Genomic DNA, 18,087 nt, shown 5'->3' on the forward strand with positions numbered 1-18,087 from the left:
CAACACCTCGCTGGGGTATGGCTCAGCGACTGGCGCGACGGCTCATGAAGGCCAGGCGCTCGAGCAGCTGCACGTCCTGCTCGTTCTTCACCAGGGCGCCGGCCAGCGGCGGGATGGCCTTGGTCGGATCGCGCTCGCGCAGCACCGCCTCGCCGATGTTGTCGGCCATCAGCAGCTTCAGCCAGTCGACCAGTTCGCTGGTGGACGGCTTCTTCTTCAGGCCCGGCACCTTGCGCACGTCGAAGAACACGTCGAGCGCCTCGGCCACCAGCTCGCCGCTGATCTTCGGGTAGTGCACGTCGACGATCTTCTGCAGGGTGTTGCGGTCCGGGAAGGCGATGTAGTGGAAGAAGCAGCGGCGCAGGAAGGCGTCCGGCAGTTCCTTCTCGTTGTTCGAGGTGATGATGATGATCGGGCGCTGCTTGGCCTTGATCGTCTCGTTGGTCTCGTAAACGTAGAACTCCATCTTGTCGAGTTCCTGCAACAGGTCGTTGGGGAACTCGATGTCGGCCTTGTCGATCTCGTCGATCAGCAGGATCACCCGCTCCTCGGCTTCGAAGGCCTCCCACAGCTTGCCCTTCTTGATGTAGTTGCGCACGTCGTGGACCTTGTCCGAGTCCAGCTGCGAGTCGCGCAGGCGGCTGACCGCGTCGTACTCGTAGAGGCCCTGGTGGGCCTTGGTGGTGGACTTGATGTGCCAGGTGATCAGCTTGGCGCCGAAGGCCTCGGCCAGCTGCTCGGCGAGCATGGTCTTGCCAGTGCCCGGCTCGCCCTTGACCAGCAGCGGGCGCTGCAGGGTGATGGCGGCATTCACCGCGAGTTTGAGATCGTCGGTGGCGACGTAGGACTGGGTGCCTTCGAACTTCATCGTTTAATCCTCGAACGGTAACGCCCCGGAATCTGCGACCGGCGCTGTTGTAGCGTGAAAAACCGACTATACCGCGCTGTCTGCCAGGCTGTGAACGCAGACGCGGCATTCAGTCACTGAATGGCGAGTCAGCCGATCCGCGGTTCAGAGAACGAGTCCGTTGCGCCGTGGCGGTCCGCTGTCGGCCAGGGCAGCGGGGCGTGGCCTGTACTCGGGCGCTGGACTCGCTCTGGTTGGCGGCATAGGCTTGTGAGTCTCGCCTCTGCCTGTCCAAGGACCCTGCCATGAGCCGCATCTATTCCGACAACGCCCAATCCATCGGCAATACCCCGCTGGTGCAGATCAATCGCCTCGGCCCCAAGGGCGTGACCATTCTGGCGAAAATCGAGGGACGCAACCCGGGCTATTCGGTCAAATGCCGGATCGGCGCGAGCATGATCTGGGATGCCGAGTCGCGCGGCGTGCTCAAGCCGGGCATGACCATCGTCGAGCCGACCTCCGGCAATACCGGCATCGGCCTGGCCTTCGTCGCCGCCGCCCGTGGCTACAAGCTGGTGCTGACCATGCCGGCGTCCATGAGCCTGGAGCGGCGCAAGGTGCTCAAGGCCCTGGGTGCCGAGCTGGTGCTGACCGAGCCGGCCAAGGGCATGAAGGGCGCCATCGAGAAGGCCAACGAGATCGCCAATTCCGACCCGGCCAAGTACTTTCAGCCCGGGCAGTTCGATAACCCGGCCAACCCGGCGATCCACGAGAAGACCACCGGTCCGGAAATCTGGAACGACACCGACGGCGCCATCGACGTGCTGGTGGCCGGGGTCGGCACCGGCGGCACCATCACCGGGGTGTCGCGCTATATCAAGCACAGCCGGCACAAGCCGATCCTCTCGGTGGCGGTGGAGCCGGTCAGCTCGCCGGTGATCAGCCAGGTCATGGCCGGCGAGGAGCTCAAGCCGGCGCCGCACAAGATCCAGGGCATCGGCGCCGGTTTCGTGCCGAACAACCTCGACCTGTCCATCGTCGACCGGGTCGAGCAGGTCACGGACGAGGAGTCCAAGGCCATGGCCCTGCGCCTGATGCAGGAGGAGGGCATTCTCTGCGGCATCTCCTGTGGCGCGGCCATGGCGGCGGCGGTGCGCCTGGCCGAGCGGGCGGACATGCAGGGCAAGACCATCGTGGTGATCCTGCCGGACTCCGGCGAGCGCTACCTGTCGAGCATGCTGTTCAGCGACCTGTTCACCGAGCAGGAACTCCAGCAGTAACCCGCTCCAGCGCATGAAAAAGCCGCCCTCGGGCGGCTTTTTCGTTTTCGCGCTCAGGCCTTGGCCGGCGCCGTGCGCGGCGCGCTCGGCCGCACCACCAGCCACAGGGCCACGGCGATCAGCCCGCAGCCCGGCAGGTAGGCCCAGCTCAGCGGCTCGCCGAGCAGCAGGGCGCCCCACAGCACGCCGAAGGGCGGAATCAGGAAGGTGGTGGTGGAGGCCTTGATCGGGCCGATATCTGCCAGCAGGCGGAAGTACAGGACATAGGCGAACGCGGTGCATAGCAGGCCCAGGCCGGCCAGGGACAGCCACACCTCGATGCCGCCCCAGCTGGCCGGTGGCTGCAGGGCCAGGCTGCCGGCGAACAGCGGCAGGAGGAATAGACTGGCGCCGCACAGGCTGGCGAAGGCGGTCAGGCGATTGTCCAGGCCGCCCTGCTGGCCGATCCATTGACGCGTGAGAAAGCCGGCGAAGCCGTAGCAGGTGGTGGCCACCAGGCAGGCACCGGCGCCGAGCAGCAGTTCCAGGTCGAAGGCCACCGGCCCGGTACGGGTCAGCACCGCCACGCCGAACAGGCCGAGGGCCACACCGGCGGCCTTGCTCGGGGTCATCGCCTCGCTGAAGAACAGCGCGCCGATCAGCACACCCATCAGCGGCGTGGTGGCGTTGAAGATCGCCGAATAGCCGGCCGGCAGGATCAGCGCGGCCAGGCAGTACATGGCCGAGGGCAGCCCGGCGTTGATCACCCCGAGCAGCAGGCATTGCCTGAACTTGCCGCGAAAATCCCAGCTCGGGCGTACCAGCAGGAGAAACAGCAGCAGGCCAATGGCGCCCAGGGTGGCGCGGAAGAAGGCGGTGGGCATGCTGCCGAGCACCGGCACGGCCACCCGCATGAACAGGAAACTGGCGCCCCAGATGGCGGCAAGCAGCAACAGGCGGAGCAGGTCGGCGGGTTTCATGGCGCGGCACGCTTGGACAGAGCCGCTCAGGGTACGCCAGCCAACGCCTCATGCAATGCGCAGCTGACTTGCAAATCGACCATACAGTTGTCCGAGGGGCCCACAGGGTGGGCCGTGCGCACCAGAAGCCCCGGGTGAGGCCATGGTGCGCGCGGCGTACCCTACGGCACGTGGGTGATCAGAACACCTTGCTGGCGCTGGCCACCACGCCAGCGCTGCACAGGTCGTCGTAGCCGCTGAAGCTGGCGCACTCGGCGTCCGACAGGTCGGTGTCGACGTAGCTCAGGCCCCAGGTCACGCCCAGCAGGTCGCGGGTCAGCTTGACCTCCCAGTTGTCGTAGTCCTGGCGGGCCTGGCTCCAGTCGCTGTTGAAGAACACATCGTCCTTGTAGTCGACGTTCTCGTAGCGCAGCTCCAGGCCGACCTCCAGCGGCAGCTGGGTGCGGTAGCCAGCATACTGGCTGACGGCGGTGTCGTCGGTGTCATGGGAGTGCTTGCCGCCGATGAAGAAGCCGTAGGCCTCCAGGGTCAGGTAGATGTCGGCACCGTTGAACTGGCCTTCGCCCGGGTAGGTGTACTTGTTGTAGTAGGCGTCCAGGCTGACGGCATCGCTGATCTGCCAGTAGTAGCCGGCGTAGTAGTCGACTTCCTGGCGGGTGCCGTAGTCATCGTCGTTCTCCCAGTCGTAGCCGTACTCGACGTTGCTGGTCCACACCCCGGCATACAGGCCGCTGGCGTGGCTGAGCATCACATCGAGCTGGGCGGCGGGGTCGCCCAGGGTCTGGGAGATGCCGCTGTTGCGGTAGTCGCTGAGTACGCTGGGGGTGACGACCAGAGCGAACTGCTCGTTCAGCTCGATGGCGCCGGCCTGCAGGCTGCAGGTCAGCGCGGTAATGGCCAGTGTGAGGCGGTTGAGTCTGTGCATGAAAAAGCCCTGTTGTGCTTGTTGTTCGGCAGTCGATGCAGGGCCGCAGCCGGCCGCTGCGCACTGAAAACCAGGCGCAGGGCAGGCCGCGGGACGGGCGTTAGTGCGTCTGGGCGACGTCTGGGGTGGCGGAGGCCTGGTACACCGGCTTGCCGGCGAAGTAGGTGGTCAGCACCTGGGTGTCGAACAGCTCGGCGTCGCTGACCTTGAACACGTCGCGGTCGAGGACGATCAGGTCGGCCTGCTTGCCGGGGGCCAGCGAGCCGATCTGCTGCTCCAGGCGCAAGGCCTTGGCGGCGTTGATGGTGTAGGCGTGGAACATGGTTTCGCGGTCGATGCTTTCGGCGCTGTTGAGCACGCCGAGCGGGCCCTTGCGGGTGCTGGCCTGGGCGATGGCGTTCCACGGGTTGGGGCTGGACACCGGCCAGTCGCTGGCGCCGGCGATGGTCGCGCCGGCCTTGTGCAGCGAGCGGGCCGGGTACTGGTAGCGGTAGGTGAAGGCGCTGACGTAGGGCTTGACCAGTTCCTCGGTGTAGCTTTCCGCGGTGGCCCACAGCAGCTGCATGGAGGCGATCACGCCGAGTTCCTTGAAGCGCGGGAACTCCTTCGGGTTGACCAGCTGCAGGTGGCTGATGCTGTGCGGCACGGGCGCGGGCTTGAGCGAGCGGGCGTACTGCACGGCGTTCAGCGATTCGCGCACCGCGCGGTCGCCGACCGCGTGGATGTGGGTGATCCAGCCGCGCTGCTCGGTGGCGGCGATCAGCTTGCCGAAGCCCTGTGGATCGATCAGCAACTGGCCCTGCTGGTGGCTGTTGTTATAGGGGTCGATCACCGCGGCGGTCTGCCCCGGGAATTCGAGCACGCCGTCGGCGAACACCTTGATGCCGGGGAAGGTCAGGTTCGCCACGCCCTGGAACTGTTGCATCACATTGGCCTGCACCTCGAGGTCGTCCGGCTTGCTCTGCGGATGGGCCAGCAGCAGGGCGGCCACGTGCACGGTCAGCTCGCCCTTCTCGGCCAGTTGGCGGTACAGCGGCAGCACGCCGAGGTCTTTTTCGGTGGGGCGCATCTCGAACAGCGACTGCTCGCCGCCGCCGTTGGCCGCGGCATCCATCCAGGCGGTCACACCGACCTGCAGGTTGACCCGCACCGCTTCGCGCGCGGCCTTCAGCATCAGCTCGGCGGACGGTGCCGGTAGTTGGCCGCGTACTCGGTCCCAGCCGGTTTCGCTGAGGAAACCGGTGGGCGTCAGGTCGGCCTCGTGCTCGATGAAGCTGGCTTCCTTGGCCGCCAGGCCCTTGACCAGCCTGGCGTCGATGCCGACGCGCTGCAGCATGGCGTTGTTGGCCCAGCCGGTGTGCCCGTCGATGCCATCCAGCACCAGCGGCTGATTGGCCCAGCGGCCCTGGTTGAAGCGCTTGGCCAGCTCGCGGCTGTGTTGCCAGTACGCCGAGCTGACCCCGGAAATCACCACGATTTCGCCCAGGCGCGCAGTGCCGGCCGCATCCTGCTGGATGATCCACTGTTCCAGCTCGGCCAGCGGCTTGACCTCGTCGTACAGGTTGGCGCGCAGGCTGGCCAGGGCGCCCATGATCGGGTGGCTGTGGGTGTCAATCATGCCGGGCATCAGTACCTTGCCGCCCAGGTCGACGCGCTGGGTGTCGGCATCGGCCAGGGCCAGGATGGCGCGGTCGGAACCGACCTGCAGCACCTTGCCGTTTTCCACGGCCACGGCCTGGGCCAGCGCCTGGCCCGCCTCGGCGGTGAACACCTTGCCATTGAACAGAACCAGGTCGGCCGCCGCCATGGCTTCCAGGGAGGAAAAAGCGATAGCGCTTGCCAGCAGGCTCGGGATGAACCTTTTCATGTGTGCCCCTTGTTTTTATTGGACTGCAGGCGAGACTAGCGACTGCAGTGCGGGGCCAGAACGCCCTGGCCGTGCAAAACCCTTTTGCCTGATTGGAATAGATCCGATGGACAAGCTCGGTGCCCTGAACATGTTTGTTGCCACGGCCGAGTACGGCAGTTTCAGCCGCGCCGCCGAGCAGCTGGGCAAGACGCCCTCGGCCCTGACCAAGGCGGTCAGCCACCTGGAGACCGAGCTCGGCGCGCGCCTGTTCGAGCGCAGCACCCGGCGCACGGTGCTAACCGAGGCCGGGCGGGTCTACCTGGAAACCGCGCGCCAGGTGTTGCAGCGCCTGCACGAGGTGGGCGAGGAGATCGGCCAGCTGCAGCACGGCCTGTATGGCAACCTGCGCATCACCGCGCCGCTGGCCTTCGGCCGCGCCTTCCTCGACGAGGTCTGTGCCGGCTTCCTCATCCAGTACCCGCAGATCAAGCTGCGCATCGACCTGTGCGATGCCTTCGTCGATCTGCTGGAGAGCGGCTACGACCTGGCCCTGCGCGAGGGCCGCAGCGACCTGCCCGGGTTGATCGCCCGGGTGGTCGGGCAGAACCGCATCGCTCTCTGCGCCAGCCCCGCCTACCTGGCGCGGCGGCCGCAGCCGCTGGCCCCGGACTGCATCGACGAGCACGACTGGCTGGTCTACCAGCACCCGGCGCTGGGGCGGGGCGTCTGGTGGGTGGAGCGCGAGGGCCAGCGCATCGGCCTGCCGCAGCCGCGCCAGCCGCGCCTGGAAAGCGACAACTACGACCTGCTGCTGGCCGCGGCCCTGGCCGGCGGGGGCGTGCTGCACACGCCGCTGTGGAGCGCCGCGCCCTACCTGGCCGATGGCCGCCTGGTGCAACTGATGAGCGACTACCGGATCGACCCGGACGCCTTCGGCCCGCACATCCTCGCGGTCTACCCGAGCCACCGCCGCGCCACGGCCAAGGTGGTGGCCTTCATCGACTACCTGCAGGACTGCTTGCGCGAGCGTGGCATCGCCTGAAAACCATCGCCACTCTGTTCGTTCGCCGCTGCCGAATTGGTGGTCAAGCCAGGCGCTATCCAGTCTGCAGGGCTCGGTAGCCCGCGCCGGGTGGAAGGCCACCCCGTGGAAAACTGCGCAGGGTTTTCCTCCAGTGGCATCGCCAGATAGCGAACGGGCCCCGGGATGGGGAGCTGGCCGATTGGGTCAATCGCCCCGAGCGCTTGGGTCATTGAGCTCGCGCGGGGGGCTGCCTAACCTGCCTCGATGCCTGGCTCGAAGCAGGAAAAGTGGCTATGTCTGTATGGCCGGTCGCACGGCCAGCCCGCTTTCGGGGTGCGGCTTGAGCCGCGCAAGCCGGCAACGGCGGAGCCCCTTTCGCGGCTCAAGCCTGGCGGCATGGCTGCTGTGCCGAGCGACCATACGTGGCTCCAACAAGAACAAGAGAGTGCCCGATGAGCGAACAACTGCCCCTGCAACGCTTCAATCACTGGCTGGTCGCACAGCCCGAGCGGGTCTGGCTGCGCCAGCCGGTCGATGGCCAGTGGCACGACTTCACCTGGCGCCAGGTCGACGAGCAGGCGCGGCGCCTGGCCAGCGCCTTGCTGGCCCTGGGCTGCGTGGCCGGCGACCGGGTCGCGCTGCTGGCGAAGAACTGCGCCGAGTGGTTTATCAGCGACCTGGCCATCCAGCATGCCGGGCTGGTCAGCGTGCCGCTGTACCCGTTGCAGGCGCCGGAGCAGATCGCCTACGTGCTGGAACATGCCGGCTGCAAGGTGATCCTGGTCGGCAAGCTGGACGATCCGGACAAGCTGGCCGGCGGCATCGGCGCGCACATCACGCGCATCGCCATGCCCTATCCGACCATGGCCGCGGCCCATGACTGGCATAGCCTGCTGGCCCGCCACGAACCGCTGCAGGGCACCCGCGCGCAGCAGCCCGACGAGCTGCTGTCGATCCTCTACACCTCGGGCACCACCGGCCTGCCCAAGGGGGTGATGCTGTCGGCCCTGGCCATGGCCTTTTCCGGTAGCCATGCCACTGCCGAGCTGGGCATCGGCCCGCGCGACCAGTTCTTCTCCTACCTGCCGTTGTCCCATGCGGCCGAGCGTTTCCTGGTCGAGTTCAACAGCCTGTACAGCGGCGCCCCGGTGGCCTTCGTCGAGTCGCTGGAAACCTTCGCCAGCGACCTGCGCCATATCCGTCCGACCGTGTTCTTCTCGGTGCCGCGCCTGTGGACGCGCTTCCAGCAGGGCGTGCTGGAGAAACTGCCGGCGCCGACCCTCGAGCGCCTGCTGCGCATCCCGCTGCTCGGCGCACTGCTGGCGCGCAAGATCCGCCGGGGGCTGGGCCTGGACCGGGCGCGCATTCTGGTCTCCGGCGCGGCGGCCATCTCCATCGGCCTGCTGCAGTGGTACCGGCGCCTGGGCCTGAACATCTGCGAGGGCTACGGCATGACCGAGCACTTCGCCTACGGCTGCTTCAACCGGCCGGGGCAGGTGCGCCTGGGCACGGTGGGCCGGCCGATGCCGGGGCTGCAGGTGCGCATCGACGACAGCGGCGAGATCCTCCTGCGCAGCGTCACCCTGATGCAGGGCTACTACCGCGACCCGCAGAAGACCGCCGAGACCCTCCGGGACGGCTGGCTGCACACCGGCGACAAGGGCCAGCTGGATGCCGACGGCTATCTGCGCATCACCGGGCGGGTCAAGGACATCTTCAAGACCAGCAAGGGCAAGTACGTGGCGCCGGCGCCGATCGAGGGCGAGATCGCCAAGAGCAACTGGGTCGAGCAGGTCTGCCTGATGGGCAGCAACCTCGACCAGCCGCTGGCGCTGATCGAGCTGTCGCCCGCTGCGCGCCAGCAGCCCGAGGCACAGGTCGGTGCCGACCTGCAGCGCGACCTGGCCGAGCTGAACGGGCGCCTGGAGCCGCACGAACGCATCAGCCACTTCGTCCTGGTGCGCGAGCCGTGGACGGTGGACAACGGCTGCATGACGCCGACCATGAAGATCCGCCGCAATGTTCTGGAAAGCCGCTATGCCGAGCTGATCGCCAGCCTGCCGGCGCGCCAGCCGCTGGTCTGGGAGCACTGATTGTCACCGGCCGGCTTGCCCCGGCCCTGCAGAGGTAATTCGATGAAAGGCCCGTTGTCGTCACTCAAGGTTCTCGATTTCTCCACCCTGCTGCCGGGGCCGTTCGCCTCGCTGCTGCTGGCCGACATGGGCGCCGAGGTGCTGCGCATCGAGTCGCCGACGCGGGTGGATCTGGTCCGCGTGCTGCCGCCCTTCGATGGCGACAGCAGCACCAGCCATGCCTACCTCAACCGCAACAAGCGCTCGCTGGCCCTCGACCTCAAGCACCCCGAGGCGCTGGCGGTGGTGTATCGGCTGGTGGCCGAGTACGACATCGTCCTGGAGCAGTTCCGCCCCGGGGTGATGGACAAGCTCGGCCTCGGCTGTGAGGCGCTGAGGGCGATCAACCCACGGCTGATCTACGTCTCCATCACTGGCTACGGCCAGACCGGGCCGTACAAGGACCGCGCCGGCCACGACCTCAACTACCTGGCCCTGAGCGGCCTGGCCAGCTACACCGGGCGCCGCGACACCGGCCCGCTGCCGCTGGGCGTGCAGGTGGCGGACATCGCCGGCGGCTCGCTGCACGGGGTGATCGGCCTGCTCGCCGCGGTCATCGCCCGGCAGAGCACGGGGCAGGGCCAGCACGTGGACATCAGCATGACCGACTGCGCCTTCAGCCTGCACGCCATGGCCGGCGCCGGTTACCTGGGCGCCGGGGTGGAACCGGCGATGGAGAACCAGGCGCTCAATGGCGGCAGCTTCTACGACTACTACCGCACCCGCGATGGCCGCTGGCTGTCCGTGGGCAGCCTGGAGCCGCAGTTCATGCAGCAGTTCTGCGCGGTCATCGGCCGCCCGGAGCTGGCCGGGCGCGGCCTGTCGCCCAGGCCGGAGGAGCAGAAGGCGCTCAAGCGCGAGATCGAGATCGAGATCGAGAAGCACGACCTGGCCGAGTGGCAGCAGCGCTTCGCCGCGGTGGATGCCTGCGTCGAGCCGGTGCTGAAGCTGTCCGAGGCGGTCGAGCACCCGCAGCTGCAGGCGCGCGCGCTGCTCACCGATGTGCCGCGTCCGGGCCAGCCGGCGCAGCGGCAGATCGCCTGCCCGATCAAGTTCTCGGCGGGGCTGGAGGCGCCGCGCCACACCGGCGCGGCGGTCGGCGCGCACAGCCTGGAGGTGCTGCGCGAGCTGGGCTATAGCGAAGAGCAGATCGCCGAACTGAAGGCGCAAAAGGTGCTGGGCTGAGGCCTTATTCGACCCGCTGTTCGCCGCTGAACACCAGGGTCGCCCGGCAGCGCCGGCACAGGTAGCTGCGGCCCTGGCGCACCAGGCTGTGGCGCTGGGCGGAGAAGGGGAACTCGCCGTTCGGGCACTGGCACTGGTAAACGTAGCGGGTGCTCTTGCGCCGGCTGATGGCATAGGTGTGGCAGCGATCCGGCGGCAGCTCGTAGACCCCGCGCATGATCAGCTGCCATTCCTCGCCGTGGGGCTGGATGCGCCCGCCGAACATCTGGTGGGCGACCAGGTGCGCCACTTCGTGGGCCACGGTCTGCTGGAGGAAGTGCTCGCGGTTTTCCGTGTACAGCTTGGGGTTGAAGCGCAGCAGGTTTTCCGTGAGGTGGGCGACGCCGGCCTTCTGCCCGCGCAGCTTGAAGCTGACCTCGGGGCGGGGGAAGCGGCGCTTGAAGAAGTCTTCGGCCTGCCGGTAGCAGGCTTCGACGCGGGCGTGGATAAGTTCGGGCATGGGGTGATTATGCCCGTGTGCCCGCAGCCCGGAAAACACAAAGCCGCCAGATGGCGGCTTTGTCGGCGGCAGGCCGGGGGTTACCTATCTATTGTCTCAGCTGGTGTACACCGGACCCACACCGAAGCCCCAGAGGATCACCGATGTGGCGATCATCGCCACCAGCACCACCAGGCCGACGGCCAGGACCGAGCTGGAGAACATGAAGCCTTCGTCCTCGGGGATATTCATGAAGGTCGGCAGGCCCGCATACAGCAGGTAAACCGTGTAGCAGATGGCCGCGGTGCCGATGAACATGGCCAGCCACAGGTTCGGGTAGAGCGCCGCGACTCCGCCGATGAACAGCGGGGTGGCCGTGTAGGCGGCAAATACCACGCACTGGGTCATGCTCGGGCTGGAGTCGTAGGTGCGCGCCATCCAGTGGATGAAGGCGCCCATCACGGCGACCCCGGCGAGCATGGCCAGGTAGGACATGATGGTCATCTGCAGCGCGCTGGCCGCAGTCAGCTTGACCGGGTCGCCATCGCCGATCGTCCAGCCCACCTCGGTGGTGCCGAAGTAGGCGCAGAGCGCCGGGATGGCCGCGAGAATCAGAACGTGGGTCAGGTACATGTGGCTGATGCTTTCTTCTTCGCCACGGATTTCTTGCCATTCTTGATCGGGATGGGTGAAAAGCCCCCAGACGTGGTTAATCATGCAGTCACCTCCGCTTTATTATTGTCGATCGCCCCGTGCGTAGCGCCCGGGGCGCATAGGCAGCGCCGCCGGGTGCAGGCCGAATCACTGCGACCGTATGTCGCAGTATAGGCAGAGGCTGGAAGCCGCGTGAGCCGTGGCTTTAGAGCGAATTGCTCTCTGTGGCTCAGCTGTAATAGCGCTGTAGTATTTCCATTGCCAGGTTGATCGACTGCAGGCGGCTGGTGCTGCCGCCGCGATCCGGGTGGTGCTGGCTCACCAATTGCCGGTAGCGCAGCTTGATGGTGGCGAGATTGAGCGTCTGCTCGTTGCTTAACTCGAACAGTTCGAGGGCCGCGCGCTTCTCGTCGCCGCCCTGCATGCGCGTCCAGAAGCTGGCCAGCAGCTTCTCCACATCGGCTTCGGCGGTGTCGCGCAGATGCTGCAGATCGAGATAGTAGTCGCGCAGCCGATCATGCTCGGCCAGCTCGCTGCTGCCTGGCTGCCAGGGCAGCAACTGCATGCACAGCGGGTTGATCTGCAGATGCGCGCTCTGTGCCTGCCACAGGCGGTCGCGCAGCCGATAGAGGGCGTTGAACAGCAAGAAGTGGGTGCGAAACAGCACCAGCTTGTCGGTCAGCTCGAGGTGCGGAATATGCGTGGAATGGCGTTGCTTGAGCTGCTGGATCAGCTGGAATTCGCTGATCCCGGCCGGCGCGGCGCGCAGCAGCTCGTGCAGCTGGTCGGCCAGGTCGAGGGCGGGGTTGAGTTCGCTATTCATCGTTTGAGCCTAACACGGGCTGCCGCCGCCGGCCTTTGTGCGTAAAATAGCCAGCTTTTCGCCTGCCCCGGATTCCTCAGCGCCATGTCCACCAGCCTTTCGGTCAACCAGAACAAACTGCAGAAACGCCTGCGCCGCCTGGCCGGCGAAGCCGTCACCGACTTCAACATGATCGAGGATGGCGACAAGGTGATGGTCTGCCTGTCCGGCGGCAAGGACAGCTACACAATGCTCGACATCCTGCTGTACCTGCAGAAGGTGGCGCCGATCCAGTTCGAGATCGTCGCGGTGAACATGGACCAGAAGCAGCCGGGCTTCCCCGAGCACGTGCTGCCGGCCTACCTGGAGTCCATCGGTGTGCCGTACCACATCATCGAGAAGGACACCTACTCGGTGGTCAAGGACAAGATCCCGGAAGGCAAGACCACCTGCTCGCTGTGCTCGCGCCTGCGCCGCGGCACCCTCTATACCTACGCCGACGAGATCGGTGCGACCAAGATGGCCCTCGGTCACCACCGCGACGACATCTTGGAAACCTTCTTCCTCAACATGTTCTACGGCGGCACGCTCAAGGCCATGCCGCCCAAGCTGCTGTCCGACGACGGCCGCAACGTGGTGATCCGCCCGCTGGCCTACTGCAGCGAGAAGGACATCGAGGCCTATTCCGAGCTCAAGGCGTTCCCGATCATCCCGTGCAACCTGTGCGGCTCCCAGGAAAACCTGCAGCGCCAGGTGGTCAAGGAGATGCTGCTGGAGTGGGAGCGCAAGTCGCCGGGGCGTACCGAGATCATGTTCCGCGCCCTGCAGAACGTGGTGCCCTCGCAGCTGGCCGACCGCAACCTGTTCGACTTCCACAGCCTGAAGATCGACGACAGCGCCACGCCGCGCTTTCTCGATGTGATGAGCCTCTAATCCCGTAGGGTGCGCCATGCGCACCTGAATCCCCTGCAATCCCCCCGGTGCGCACGGCGCACCCTACGGCCGGATCACGCCTGGCGCATGATCAGCTCGGCCACCTCGCGGCCCTCGACGAACTGCTCCTGCACCAGGCGCCGCACATCGGCCTCGCTGCTCACCCGGTACCAGGCACCGGATGGATAGACGCTGAGGGTCGGCCCCTGGTCGCAGGGGAACTGGCACTGGGTGCGGGTGAGATGCACGCCGCCCGCGCACTCCAGCTTGCCCGCCGCCTTCAATTGTTCGCGCAGCATCTTCCACAGTGGCAGGGCGCCGCGTCGGGTGCAGCGCGGGCCGTTGCACAGCAGCACGCGGTAGTGGTGTGGCGGAATGCACGACCAGGCGTGGGCGGCCGGCAGTTGCGGCACCTGCAGGCAGTCCAGATGGCGTTCGGGCTGCTGGATCAGCGCGGCCAGCGCCGGCACATCCTCGGCGTCACCGCTGCAGACGAAGACCCGCTCGGCCTGGGTGCCGGCCAGGCTCTTGAGCTGGTCGCGCAACCAGTCCAGCTGCTGACTGCCGCCCAGCGGGTCGAGATCGACCAGCAGCAGCGGCAGCTCACCGGCTGCCAGGCAGTTGCGCAGCCGCGCCCACAGCTCGTCGTGGCCGGCGCCCGTATCGCACAGAGCGTCCAGCACGGCGGCGCCCAAGCGCTCGACCAACTGGCGGCGCAGCAGCTCGGCAAAGCTGCCTTGGTTGAGGTCGGGGCCGGCGAACAGCACGCGAGCGTAGTGGGCGGTCTTCATGGCGTTTCTCGTAGCAGGGGTTGCAGCGCTTGCCACAGGGATTCGGGATCGGCGAAGGCGCGCTCCACCGCCGGCAGTTCGGGGCGCGCCAGCAGCAGCACCGGCAGGCCCCGTTCGCGGGCCACCTGCAGCTTGGCCTCGGTGGCCGCGCCGCCACTGTTCTTGCTGACCAGCACGTCGAAGTTCGCGGCGGCGAACAGCTCGCGCTCGCCCTGCAGATCGAACGGGCCGCGGTTGGCGATGATTCGCGCGCGTTGATTGCCCGGATGGGCGTCGAGCAGGCGCAGGGTCCAGAACTGTTCGGCGGGAATCGCATCGAGGTGTTCCAGCGGCTCGCGGCCGAGGGTGAAGAAGGGCCGGCGAAATGGCGCCAGGGCGGCGTGCAGCTCGGGCCAGTCGGCCACCTCGCGCCAATCGTCACCGGGTTGCGGATTCCAGCCGGGGCGGCGCAGGGCCCAGCAGGGAATGCCGGCAAGTTGCGCGACGCGGGCGGCGTTGGCGCTGATCTGCGCGGCATAGGGGTGGGTGATGTCCAGCAGCAGGTCGATGTTTTCGCTGGCGATGAACTGCGCCAGGCCTGCCGCGCCGCCGAAACCGCCGACCCGCACCTGGCAGGCCAGATCGCTTGGCACCTTGCCCAGCCCGGCCAGGCTGTAGACATGCGGCGGGCCGAGGCGGCGGGCGATGGCCAGGGCGTCGCCGACCCCGCCGAGCAGGAGGATGCGCGGGCTCACGGCTTGCGCACCTGCAGCAGGGTGATCGGCAGGGCGCTGCGCCAGGTGTCGAAGTCGCCCAGCGGCTGGGCCTGGGCCACGCTGATGCGGGTCAGCTCGCCGCCGTGCTGCGCGCGGAAGGCCACCAGCATGGCCTCGCTCTGCAGGGTCACCGCGTTGGCGAGCAGCCGGCCGCCGGGCTTGAGCGCCTGCCAGCACTGCTCCAGCACGCCGGCTAGGGTGACGCCGCCGCCGATAAAGATCGCCTCGGGTGGCTCCAATCCATCCAGCGCCTGCGGTGCGCTGCCGGCCACCAGCTGCAGGGCCGGCACGCCGAGGGCGTCGCGGTTGTGCTGGATCAGCTGCTGGCGGCCGCTGTCGGCCTCGATGGCGATGGCCCGGCAGCTGGGGTGGGCGCGCATCCACTCGATGCCGATCGAGCCGCAGCCGGCGCCCACGTCCCACAGCAGCTCGCCGGGAGTCGGCGCCAGGCGGGCCAGGGTGATGGCGCGCACGTCGCGCTTGGTCAGCTGGCCATCGTGGCGGTAGGCCGCATCCGGCAGGCCGCAGGTCAACGGCAGGCGCACGGCGTTTGCGTCGGCCAGGCATTCGACCGCCAGCAGGTTGAGGGCGGCGACTTCGTCGATGCTCCAGCTCTCGGCCAGGCCGTCGATACGCCGCTCCAGCGGGCCGCCGAGGTGTTCCAGCACCGTCAGCCGGCTCGGGCCGAAGCCGCGCGCGCGCAGCAGGGCGGCGATGGCGGCGGGGCTGCTGCCATCGTTGCAGAGGATCAGCAGGCGCTGGTCGGCATGGATCTGCGCCTGCAGCGCCGCCAGCGGCCGCGCCACCACCGACAGCAGGGTCACCTCCTGCAGCGGCCAGCCCAGGCGCGCGGCGGCCAGGGAGTAGGAAGAGGGCGCCGGCAGCACGCACATCTCGCCTTCATCGACCTGGCGAGCCAGGCTGGCGCCGACGCCGAACAGCATGGGGTCCCCGCTGGCCAGCACGCACACCGCTGTGCCGCGCTGCTCTAGTACCGGTGCCAGGCTGAACGGGCTCGGCCAGCTCTGCCGCGCCGCGCGGATGCACGGCGGCAGCAGCTCCAGCTGGCGCGGCGCACCGACTATCCGCTCGGCCGCCAGCAGCGCCCGGCGCGCGGCCTTGCCCAGGCCGGCGTAGCCGTCCTCGCCGATGCCCACCACCGTCAGCCAGGCTGTCATGCGCGTCTCCTCGATGCCTTGCGGGCGGCGCGCGGGCTTGGCCCGGCGCCGGAAAAAGCGGGCATAATAGCGCCTTCGTCGGTGCCCGGCGTTCTCACGGACGTCACCAAGGGCCTAAGAGGGAACACGGACCAACCGTGGCTGCCCCCGCAACTGTAAGCAGCGAGTCTGTCGCCCGAATGCCACTGGGAAACCGGGAAGGCCGCGACCGATGCCGACCTGCCAGCCAGGAGACCTGCCGACGACGCTAGTCGCGAGTGCCAACATCGGGCGGGGTGTACCGATGCCAAGGAATCCCTGTTTGCGGATTCCGCTGGTTCGGTCGCCGCGTCGTTGCTTGTCGGTGACCGCTTGAAACCTGATCCCTGCGTTTCTGCCGCCTCCCTGCCCAGGCCGTCTGCCTGCCCGGGGCTGTGGCGCATCGTGTCGGCGCTGGACGGTGGCATCTGCCGGGTCAAGCTGCCCGGCGGCCGCCTCTCCAGTGCCCAGGCCCGCGCCGTAGCCGGAGCCGCGCGGCTGTGCGGCAGCGGTGTGCTGGAGCTGACCAACCGCAGCAACCTGCAGATTCGTGGCGTGCGCGAGGCTGAGCACGCCGCCCTGGTGCAGCACCTGCTGGCCGCCGGCCTCGGCCCAAGGGTTGCCGCCGCCGACGATGTGCGCAACCTGCTGCTCAGCCCCGCCGCCGGGCGCGACCCGGCCGCCTGCCTCGACAGCCGCCCGCTGGCCGAGCAGCTGTTGGCGTTGCTGCAGGACACCCCCGCATTCCACGGCCTCTGCGCCAAGTTCGCCTTGCAGCTGGACGGCGGCGAGACGCTGGCCATGCTCGACCACCCCCACGACCTCTGGCTCAGCGCCTTGCCCGGCGGCACCCAGCTGGCCTTCGGCCTGGCCGGCTGCCCGCGTGATCCGGCCCTGGGCGTGGTCGAGGTGGAGCAAGCCCCTCTATTCGTGGAGGCGATTTTGCGACTGTTCCTCGAACTGGCCGGCGAACACAGCCGCATGCGCCAGCTGCTCGCCGAACTGCCGGTGGCGGATTTCATCGCCCGCCTGCCGTTCAGCCTGGATCGCAGCGTGCCGCGGCCTACGCGCCCTGAAGCAGCTGTCGTACCGCTCGGCATGCACCCCCAGGCCCAGGCTGGCTTGGTCATGCTGCTGGCCGGAGCGCCGCTGGGCCGGCTGGAGGCCGTCCAGCTGTGGGCCCTGGCCGATCTGGCCGAGGCCGAGGGCAGCGGCGAGCTGCGCCTGACGCCCTGGCAGGGCGTGCTGCTGCCGGATATCCCCAGCGCCCGCGAAGATGCCGTGGCAGCCGCCCTAGGCGAGATCGGCCTGCTGCTGGATGCCCGCGAACCGCTGAGCCAGTTGCTCGCCTGCAGCGGCTCGGCGGCCTGCGCCAAGGGCCTGGCCGACACCAAGGCCGACGCCCTGCACTTGGCCGAGCTGCTGCGCGCCGGCAATGCGCGCCCTCCAGTGCACCTCAGCGGCTGCCCGCGCTCCTGTGCCGCCGCGCATACCGCTCCCTTCACCCTGCTAGCCCAGCCCGGCGGGCGTTATCAGCTCTATCAGCGCGCCGCGGGCGTGGCCGGTTTCGGCCGCCTGCTGGCGCCTTCCCTCAGCATCGAAGAAGCCGGCGCCTGGTTCGCTGCGCATCACGAGTCAGGAACTTCCGCATGATCGATTACATCCGCGACGGCCAGGAAATCTACCGCCAGTCGTTCGCCGCCATCCGCGCCGAGGCCGACCTGTCGGCCATCCCGGCCGACCTGGAAAAGCTCGCCGTGCGCCTGATCCACGCCTGCGGCATGGTCGACGTGGTGGCCGACCTGCGCTTCTCGGCAGGCGCCGGCGCCGCCGGGCGTGCCGCCCTGGCCGCCGGCGCGCCGATTCTCTGCGATGCGCGCATGGTTGCCGAGGGCATCACCCGCGCGCGCCTGCCGGCAAACAACCCGGTGATCTGCACCCTGCACGATGCCGGCGTGCCCGAGCTGGCCCGCGAGCTGGGCAACACCCGCTCGGCGGTGGCCCTGGAGCGCTGGCGCGAACAGCTGGCAGGCAGCGTGGTGGTGATCGGCAATGCGCCGACCGCGCTGTTCTACCTGCTGGAAATGCTCGACGCCGGCGCGCCCAAACCGGCGCTGATCCTCGGCATGCCGGTGGGTTTCATCGGCGCGGCGGAGTCCAAGGACCTGCTTGCCGCCGACAGCCGCGGCGTGCCCTATGTGATAGTGCGCGGCCGGCGGGGCGGCAGCGCGATGGCCGCCGCGGCGGTCAACGCCCTGGCCACGGAGGTGGAATGAT

At 68.1% G+C, this 18,087-nt stretch carries 17 protein-coding genes and 1 riboswitch; of the genes, 7 read left to right on the forward strand and 10 right to left on the reverse strand.

Annotation, left to right across the window (positions count from 1 at the left end):
- Positions 1-22: 22 nt before the first annotated feature.
- Complete coding sequence (locus tag F3I62_RS13080; RefSeq protein ID WP_160490078.1) at positions 23-868, reverse strand: MoxR family ATPase; 846 nt, start codon at positions 866-868, stop codon at positions 23-25.
- 284 nt (positions 869-1,152) lie between these two features.
- Between F3I62_RS13080 and cysK the strand changes: the two genes are divergently transcribed.
- Positions 1,153-2,127, forward strand: a complete 975-nt coding sequence (gene cysK, locus F3I62_RS13085; RefSeq protein ID WP_160490079.1) for a cysteine synthase A — start codon at positions 1,153-1,155, stop codon at positions 2,125-2,127.
- Between the two features lie 53 nt (positions 2,128-2,180).
- On the opposite strand, the gene F3I62_RS13090 is transcribed toward cysK, so the two are convergent.
- The 3 genes from F3I62_RS13090 to F3I62_RS13100 form a co-directional block, all read right to left on the reverse strand.
- The gene (locus tag F3I62_RS13090) at positions 2,181-3,086 is read right to left on the reverse strand and encodes a DMT family transporter (protein WP_160490080.1); all 906 of its coding nucleotides are present in this window, start codon (positions 3,084-3,086) and stop codon (positions 2,181-2,183) included.
- Positions 3,087-3,264: 178 nt separating this feature from the next.
- Positions 3,265-4,011 (reverse strand): TorF family putative porin, encoded by a 747-nt coding sequence (locus tag F3I62_RS13095; protein WP_160490081.1) that lies wholly within the window; start codon positions 4,009-4,011, stop codon positions 3,265-3,267.
- Between the two features lie 100 nt (positions 4,012-4,111).
- Positions 4,112-5,878 carry an amidohydrolase gene (locus F3I62_RS13100; protein WP_160490082.1) on the reverse strand — a complete coding sequence of 589 codons (1,767 nt, stop codon included), beginning with the start codon at positions 5,876-5,878 and terminating at the stop codon, positions 4,112-4,114.
- 106 nt (positions 5,879-5,984) lie between these two features.
- On the opposite strand from F3I62_RS13100, the gene F3I62_RS13105 reads away from it, so the two are divergent.
- The 3 genes from F3I62_RS13105 to F3I62_RS13115 all read left to right on the forward strand — a co-directional run bounded on the left by F3I62_RS13105 (position 5,985) and on the right by F3I62_RS13115 (position 10,201).
- Positions 5,985-6,902 carry a LysR family transcriptional regulator gene (locus F3I62_RS13105; protein WP_160490083.1) on the forward strand — a complete coding sequence of 306 codons (918 nt, stop codon included), beginning with the start codon at positions 5,985-5,987 and terminating at the stop codon, positions 6,900-6,902.
- A 434-nt stretch (positions 6,903-7,336) separates the two neighbouring features.
- Positions 7,337-8,977, forward strand: a complete 1,641-nt coding sequence (locus F3I62_RS13110; RefSeq protein WP_160490084.1) for an AMP-binding protein — start codon at positions 7,337-7,339, stop codon at positions 8,975-8,977.
- 42 nt (positions 8,978-9,019) lie between these two features.
- Entirely contained in the window at positions 9,020-10,201 is a 1,182-nt protein-coding gene (locus F3I62_RS13115; protein WP_160490085.1) for a CaiB/BaiF CoA-transferase family protein, read from the forward strand.
- Positions 10,202-10,205: 4 nt separating this feature from the next.
- Here F3I62_RS13115 and F3I62_RS13120 read toward each other — a convergent pair whose 3' ends face one another.
- The 3 genes from F3I62_RS13120 to F3I62_RS13130 form a co-directional block, all read right to left on the reverse strand.
- Positions 10,206-10,700, reverse strand: a complete 495-nt coding sequence (locus F3I62_RS13120; protein WP_160490086.1) for a SprT family zinc-dependent metalloprotease — start codon at positions 10,698-10,700, stop codon at positions 10,206-10,208.
- A gap of 96 nt (positions 10,701-10,796) precedes the next feature.
- Positions 10,797-11,396, reverse strand: coding sequence for a Yip1 family protein (locus F3I62_RS13125; protein ID WP_160490087.1), 600 nt, complete (start codon positions 11,394-11,396; stop codon positions 10,797-10,799).
- Between the two features lie 166 nt (positions 11,397-11,562).
- Positions 11,563-12,156 (reverse strand): DNA-J related domain-containing protein, encoded by a 594-nt coding sequence (locus F3I62_RS13130; RefSeq protein WP_160490088.1) that lies wholly within the window; start codon positions 12,154-12,156, stop codon positions 11,563-11,565.
- An 84-nt stretch (positions 12,157-12,240) separates the two neighbouring features.
- On the opposite strand from F3I62_RS13130, the gene ttcA reads away from it, so the two are divergent.
- Positions 12,241-13,068 (forward strand): tRNA 2-thiocytidine(32) synthetase TtcA, encoded by an 828-nt coding sequence (gene ttcA / locus F3I62_RS13135; protein WP_160490089.1) that lies wholly within the window; start codon positions 12,241-12,243, stop codon positions 13,066-13,068.
- A 74-nt stretch (positions 13,069-13,142) separates the two neighbouring features.
- Here ttcA and F3I62_RS13140 read toward each other — a convergent pair whose 3' ends face one another.
- Genes F3I62_RS13140 through cbiE form a run of 3 tightly spaced genes read right to left on the reverse strand, consistent with a single transcriptional unit; the run spans position 13,143 to position 15,792 of the window.
- Positions 13,143-13,859, reverse strand: coding sequence for a ferredoxin (locus F3I62_RS13140; protein WP_160490090.1), 717 nt, complete (start codon positions 13,857-13,859; stop codon positions 13,143-13,145).
- A complete protein-coding gene (locus F3I62_RS13145) occupies positions 13,856-14,593 on the reverse strand; it encodes a cobalt-precorrin-6A reductase (protein ID WP_160490091.1) in 738 nt (245 codons plus the stop codon). Before F3I62_RS13145 ends, F3I62_RS13140 begins: the two co-directional genes overlap by 4 nt.
- Positions 14,590-15,792: a precorrin-6y C5,15-methyltransferase (decarboxylating) subunit CbiE gene (gene cbiE / locus F3I62_RS13150; RefSeq protein ID WP_160490092.1), complete on the reverse strand. Its 1,203-nt coding sequence runs from the start codon at positions 15,790-15,792 to the stop codon at positions 14,590-14,592. The genes F3I62_RS13145 and cbiE overlap by 4 nt, the downstream gene beginning before the upstream one ends.
- Before the next feature lie 62 nt (positions 15,793-15,854).
- A riboswitch (cobalamin riboswitch) is annotated at positions 15,855-16,050 on the forward strand.
- Positions 16,051-16,143: 93 nt separating this feature from the next.
- On the opposite strand from cbiE, the gene cobG reads away from it, so the two are divergent.
- Together cobG and F3I62_RS13160 are read left to right on the forward strand one after the other, a co-directional pair.
- Entirely contained in the window at positions 16,144-17,463 is a 1,320-nt protein-coding gene (cobG, locus tag F3I62_RS13155; protein WP_372240130.1) for a precorrin-3B synthase, read from the forward strand.
- Positions 17,460-18,086 (forward strand): precorrin-8X methylmutase, encoded by a 627-nt coding sequence (locus tag F3I62_RS13160; protein WP_160490093.1) that lies wholly within the window; start codon positions 17,460-17,462, stop codon positions 18,084-18,086. The genes cobG and F3I62_RS13160 overlap by 4 nt, the downstream gene beginning before the upstream one ends.
- Position 18,087: the final 1 nt, after the last annotated feature.

This window comes from Pseudomonas sp. R-28-1W-6, from assembly GCF_009799925.1.
In the GTDB taxonomy this organism is placed as follows: domain Bacteria; phylum Pseudomonadota; class Gammaproteobacteria; order Pseudomonadales; family Pseudomonadaceae; genus Aquipseudomonas.

Excerpts from the sequence above, each read along its gene's own strand:
- F3I62_RS13095 (WP_160490081.1), bottom strand. The coding sequence starts at position 4,011 with ATGCACAGACTCAACCGCCTCACACTGGCCATTACCGCGCTGACCTGC.
- F3I62_RS13140 (WP_160490090.1), bottom strand. The coding sequence starts at position 13,859 with ATGAAGACCGCCCACTACGCTCGCGTGCTGTTCGCCGGCCCCGACCTC.
- F3I62_RS13110 (WP_160490084.1), top strand. The coding sequence starts at position 7,337 with ATGAGCGAACAACTGCCCCTGCAACGCTTCAATCACTGGCTGGTCGCA.
- cysK (WP_160490079.1), top strand. The coding sequence starts at position 1,153 with ATGAGCCGCATCTATTCCGACAACGCCCAATCCATCGGCAATACCCCG.
- cbiE (WP_160490092.1), bottom strand. The coding sequence starts at position 15,792 with ATGACAGCCTGGCTGACGGTGGTGGGCATCGGCGAGGACGGCTACGCC.
- F3I62_RS13100 (WP_160490082.1), bottom strand. The coding sequence starts at position 5,878 with ATGAAAAGGTTCATCCCGAGCCTGCTGGCAAGCGCTATCGCTTTTTCC.
- F3I62_RS13090 (WP_160490080.1), bottom strand. The coding sequence starts at position 3,086 with ATGAAACCCGCCGACCTGCTCCGCCTGTTGCTGCTTGCCGCCATCTGG.
- ttcA (WP_160490089.1), top strand. The coding sequence starts at position 12,241 with ATGTCCACCAGCCTTTCGGTCAACCAGAACAAACTGCAGAAACGCCTG.
- F3I62_RS13105 (WP_160490083.1), top strand. The coding sequence starts at position 5,985 with ATGGACAAGCTCGGTGCCCTGAACATGTTTGTTGCCACGGCCGAGTAC.
- F3I62_RS13125 (WP_160490087.1), bottom strand. The coding sequence starts at position 11,396 with ATGATTAACCACGTCTGGGGGCTTTTCACCCATCCCGATCAAGAATGG.
- F3I62_RS13080 (WP_160490078.1), bottom strand. The coding sequence starts at position 868 with ATGAAGTTCGAAGGCACCCAGTCCTACGTCGCCACCGACGATCTCAAA.
- F3I62_RS13120 (WP_160490086.1), bottom strand. The coding sequence starts at position 10,700 with ATGCCCGAACTTATCCACGCCCGCGTCGAAGCCTGCTACCGGCAGGCC.
- F3I62_RS13115 (WP_160490085.1), top strand. The coding sequence starts at position 9,020 with ATGAAAGGCCCGTTGTCGTCACTCAAGGTTCTCGATTTCTCCACCCTG.
- F3I62_RS13130 (WP_160490088.1), bottom strand. The coding sequence starts at position 12,156 with ATGAATAGCGAACTCAACCCCGCCCTCGACCTGGCCGACCAGCTGCAC.
- F3I62_RS13160 (WP_160490093.1), top strand. The coding sequence starts at position 17,460 with ATGATCGATTACATCCGCGACGGCCAGGAAATCTACCGCCAGTCGTTC.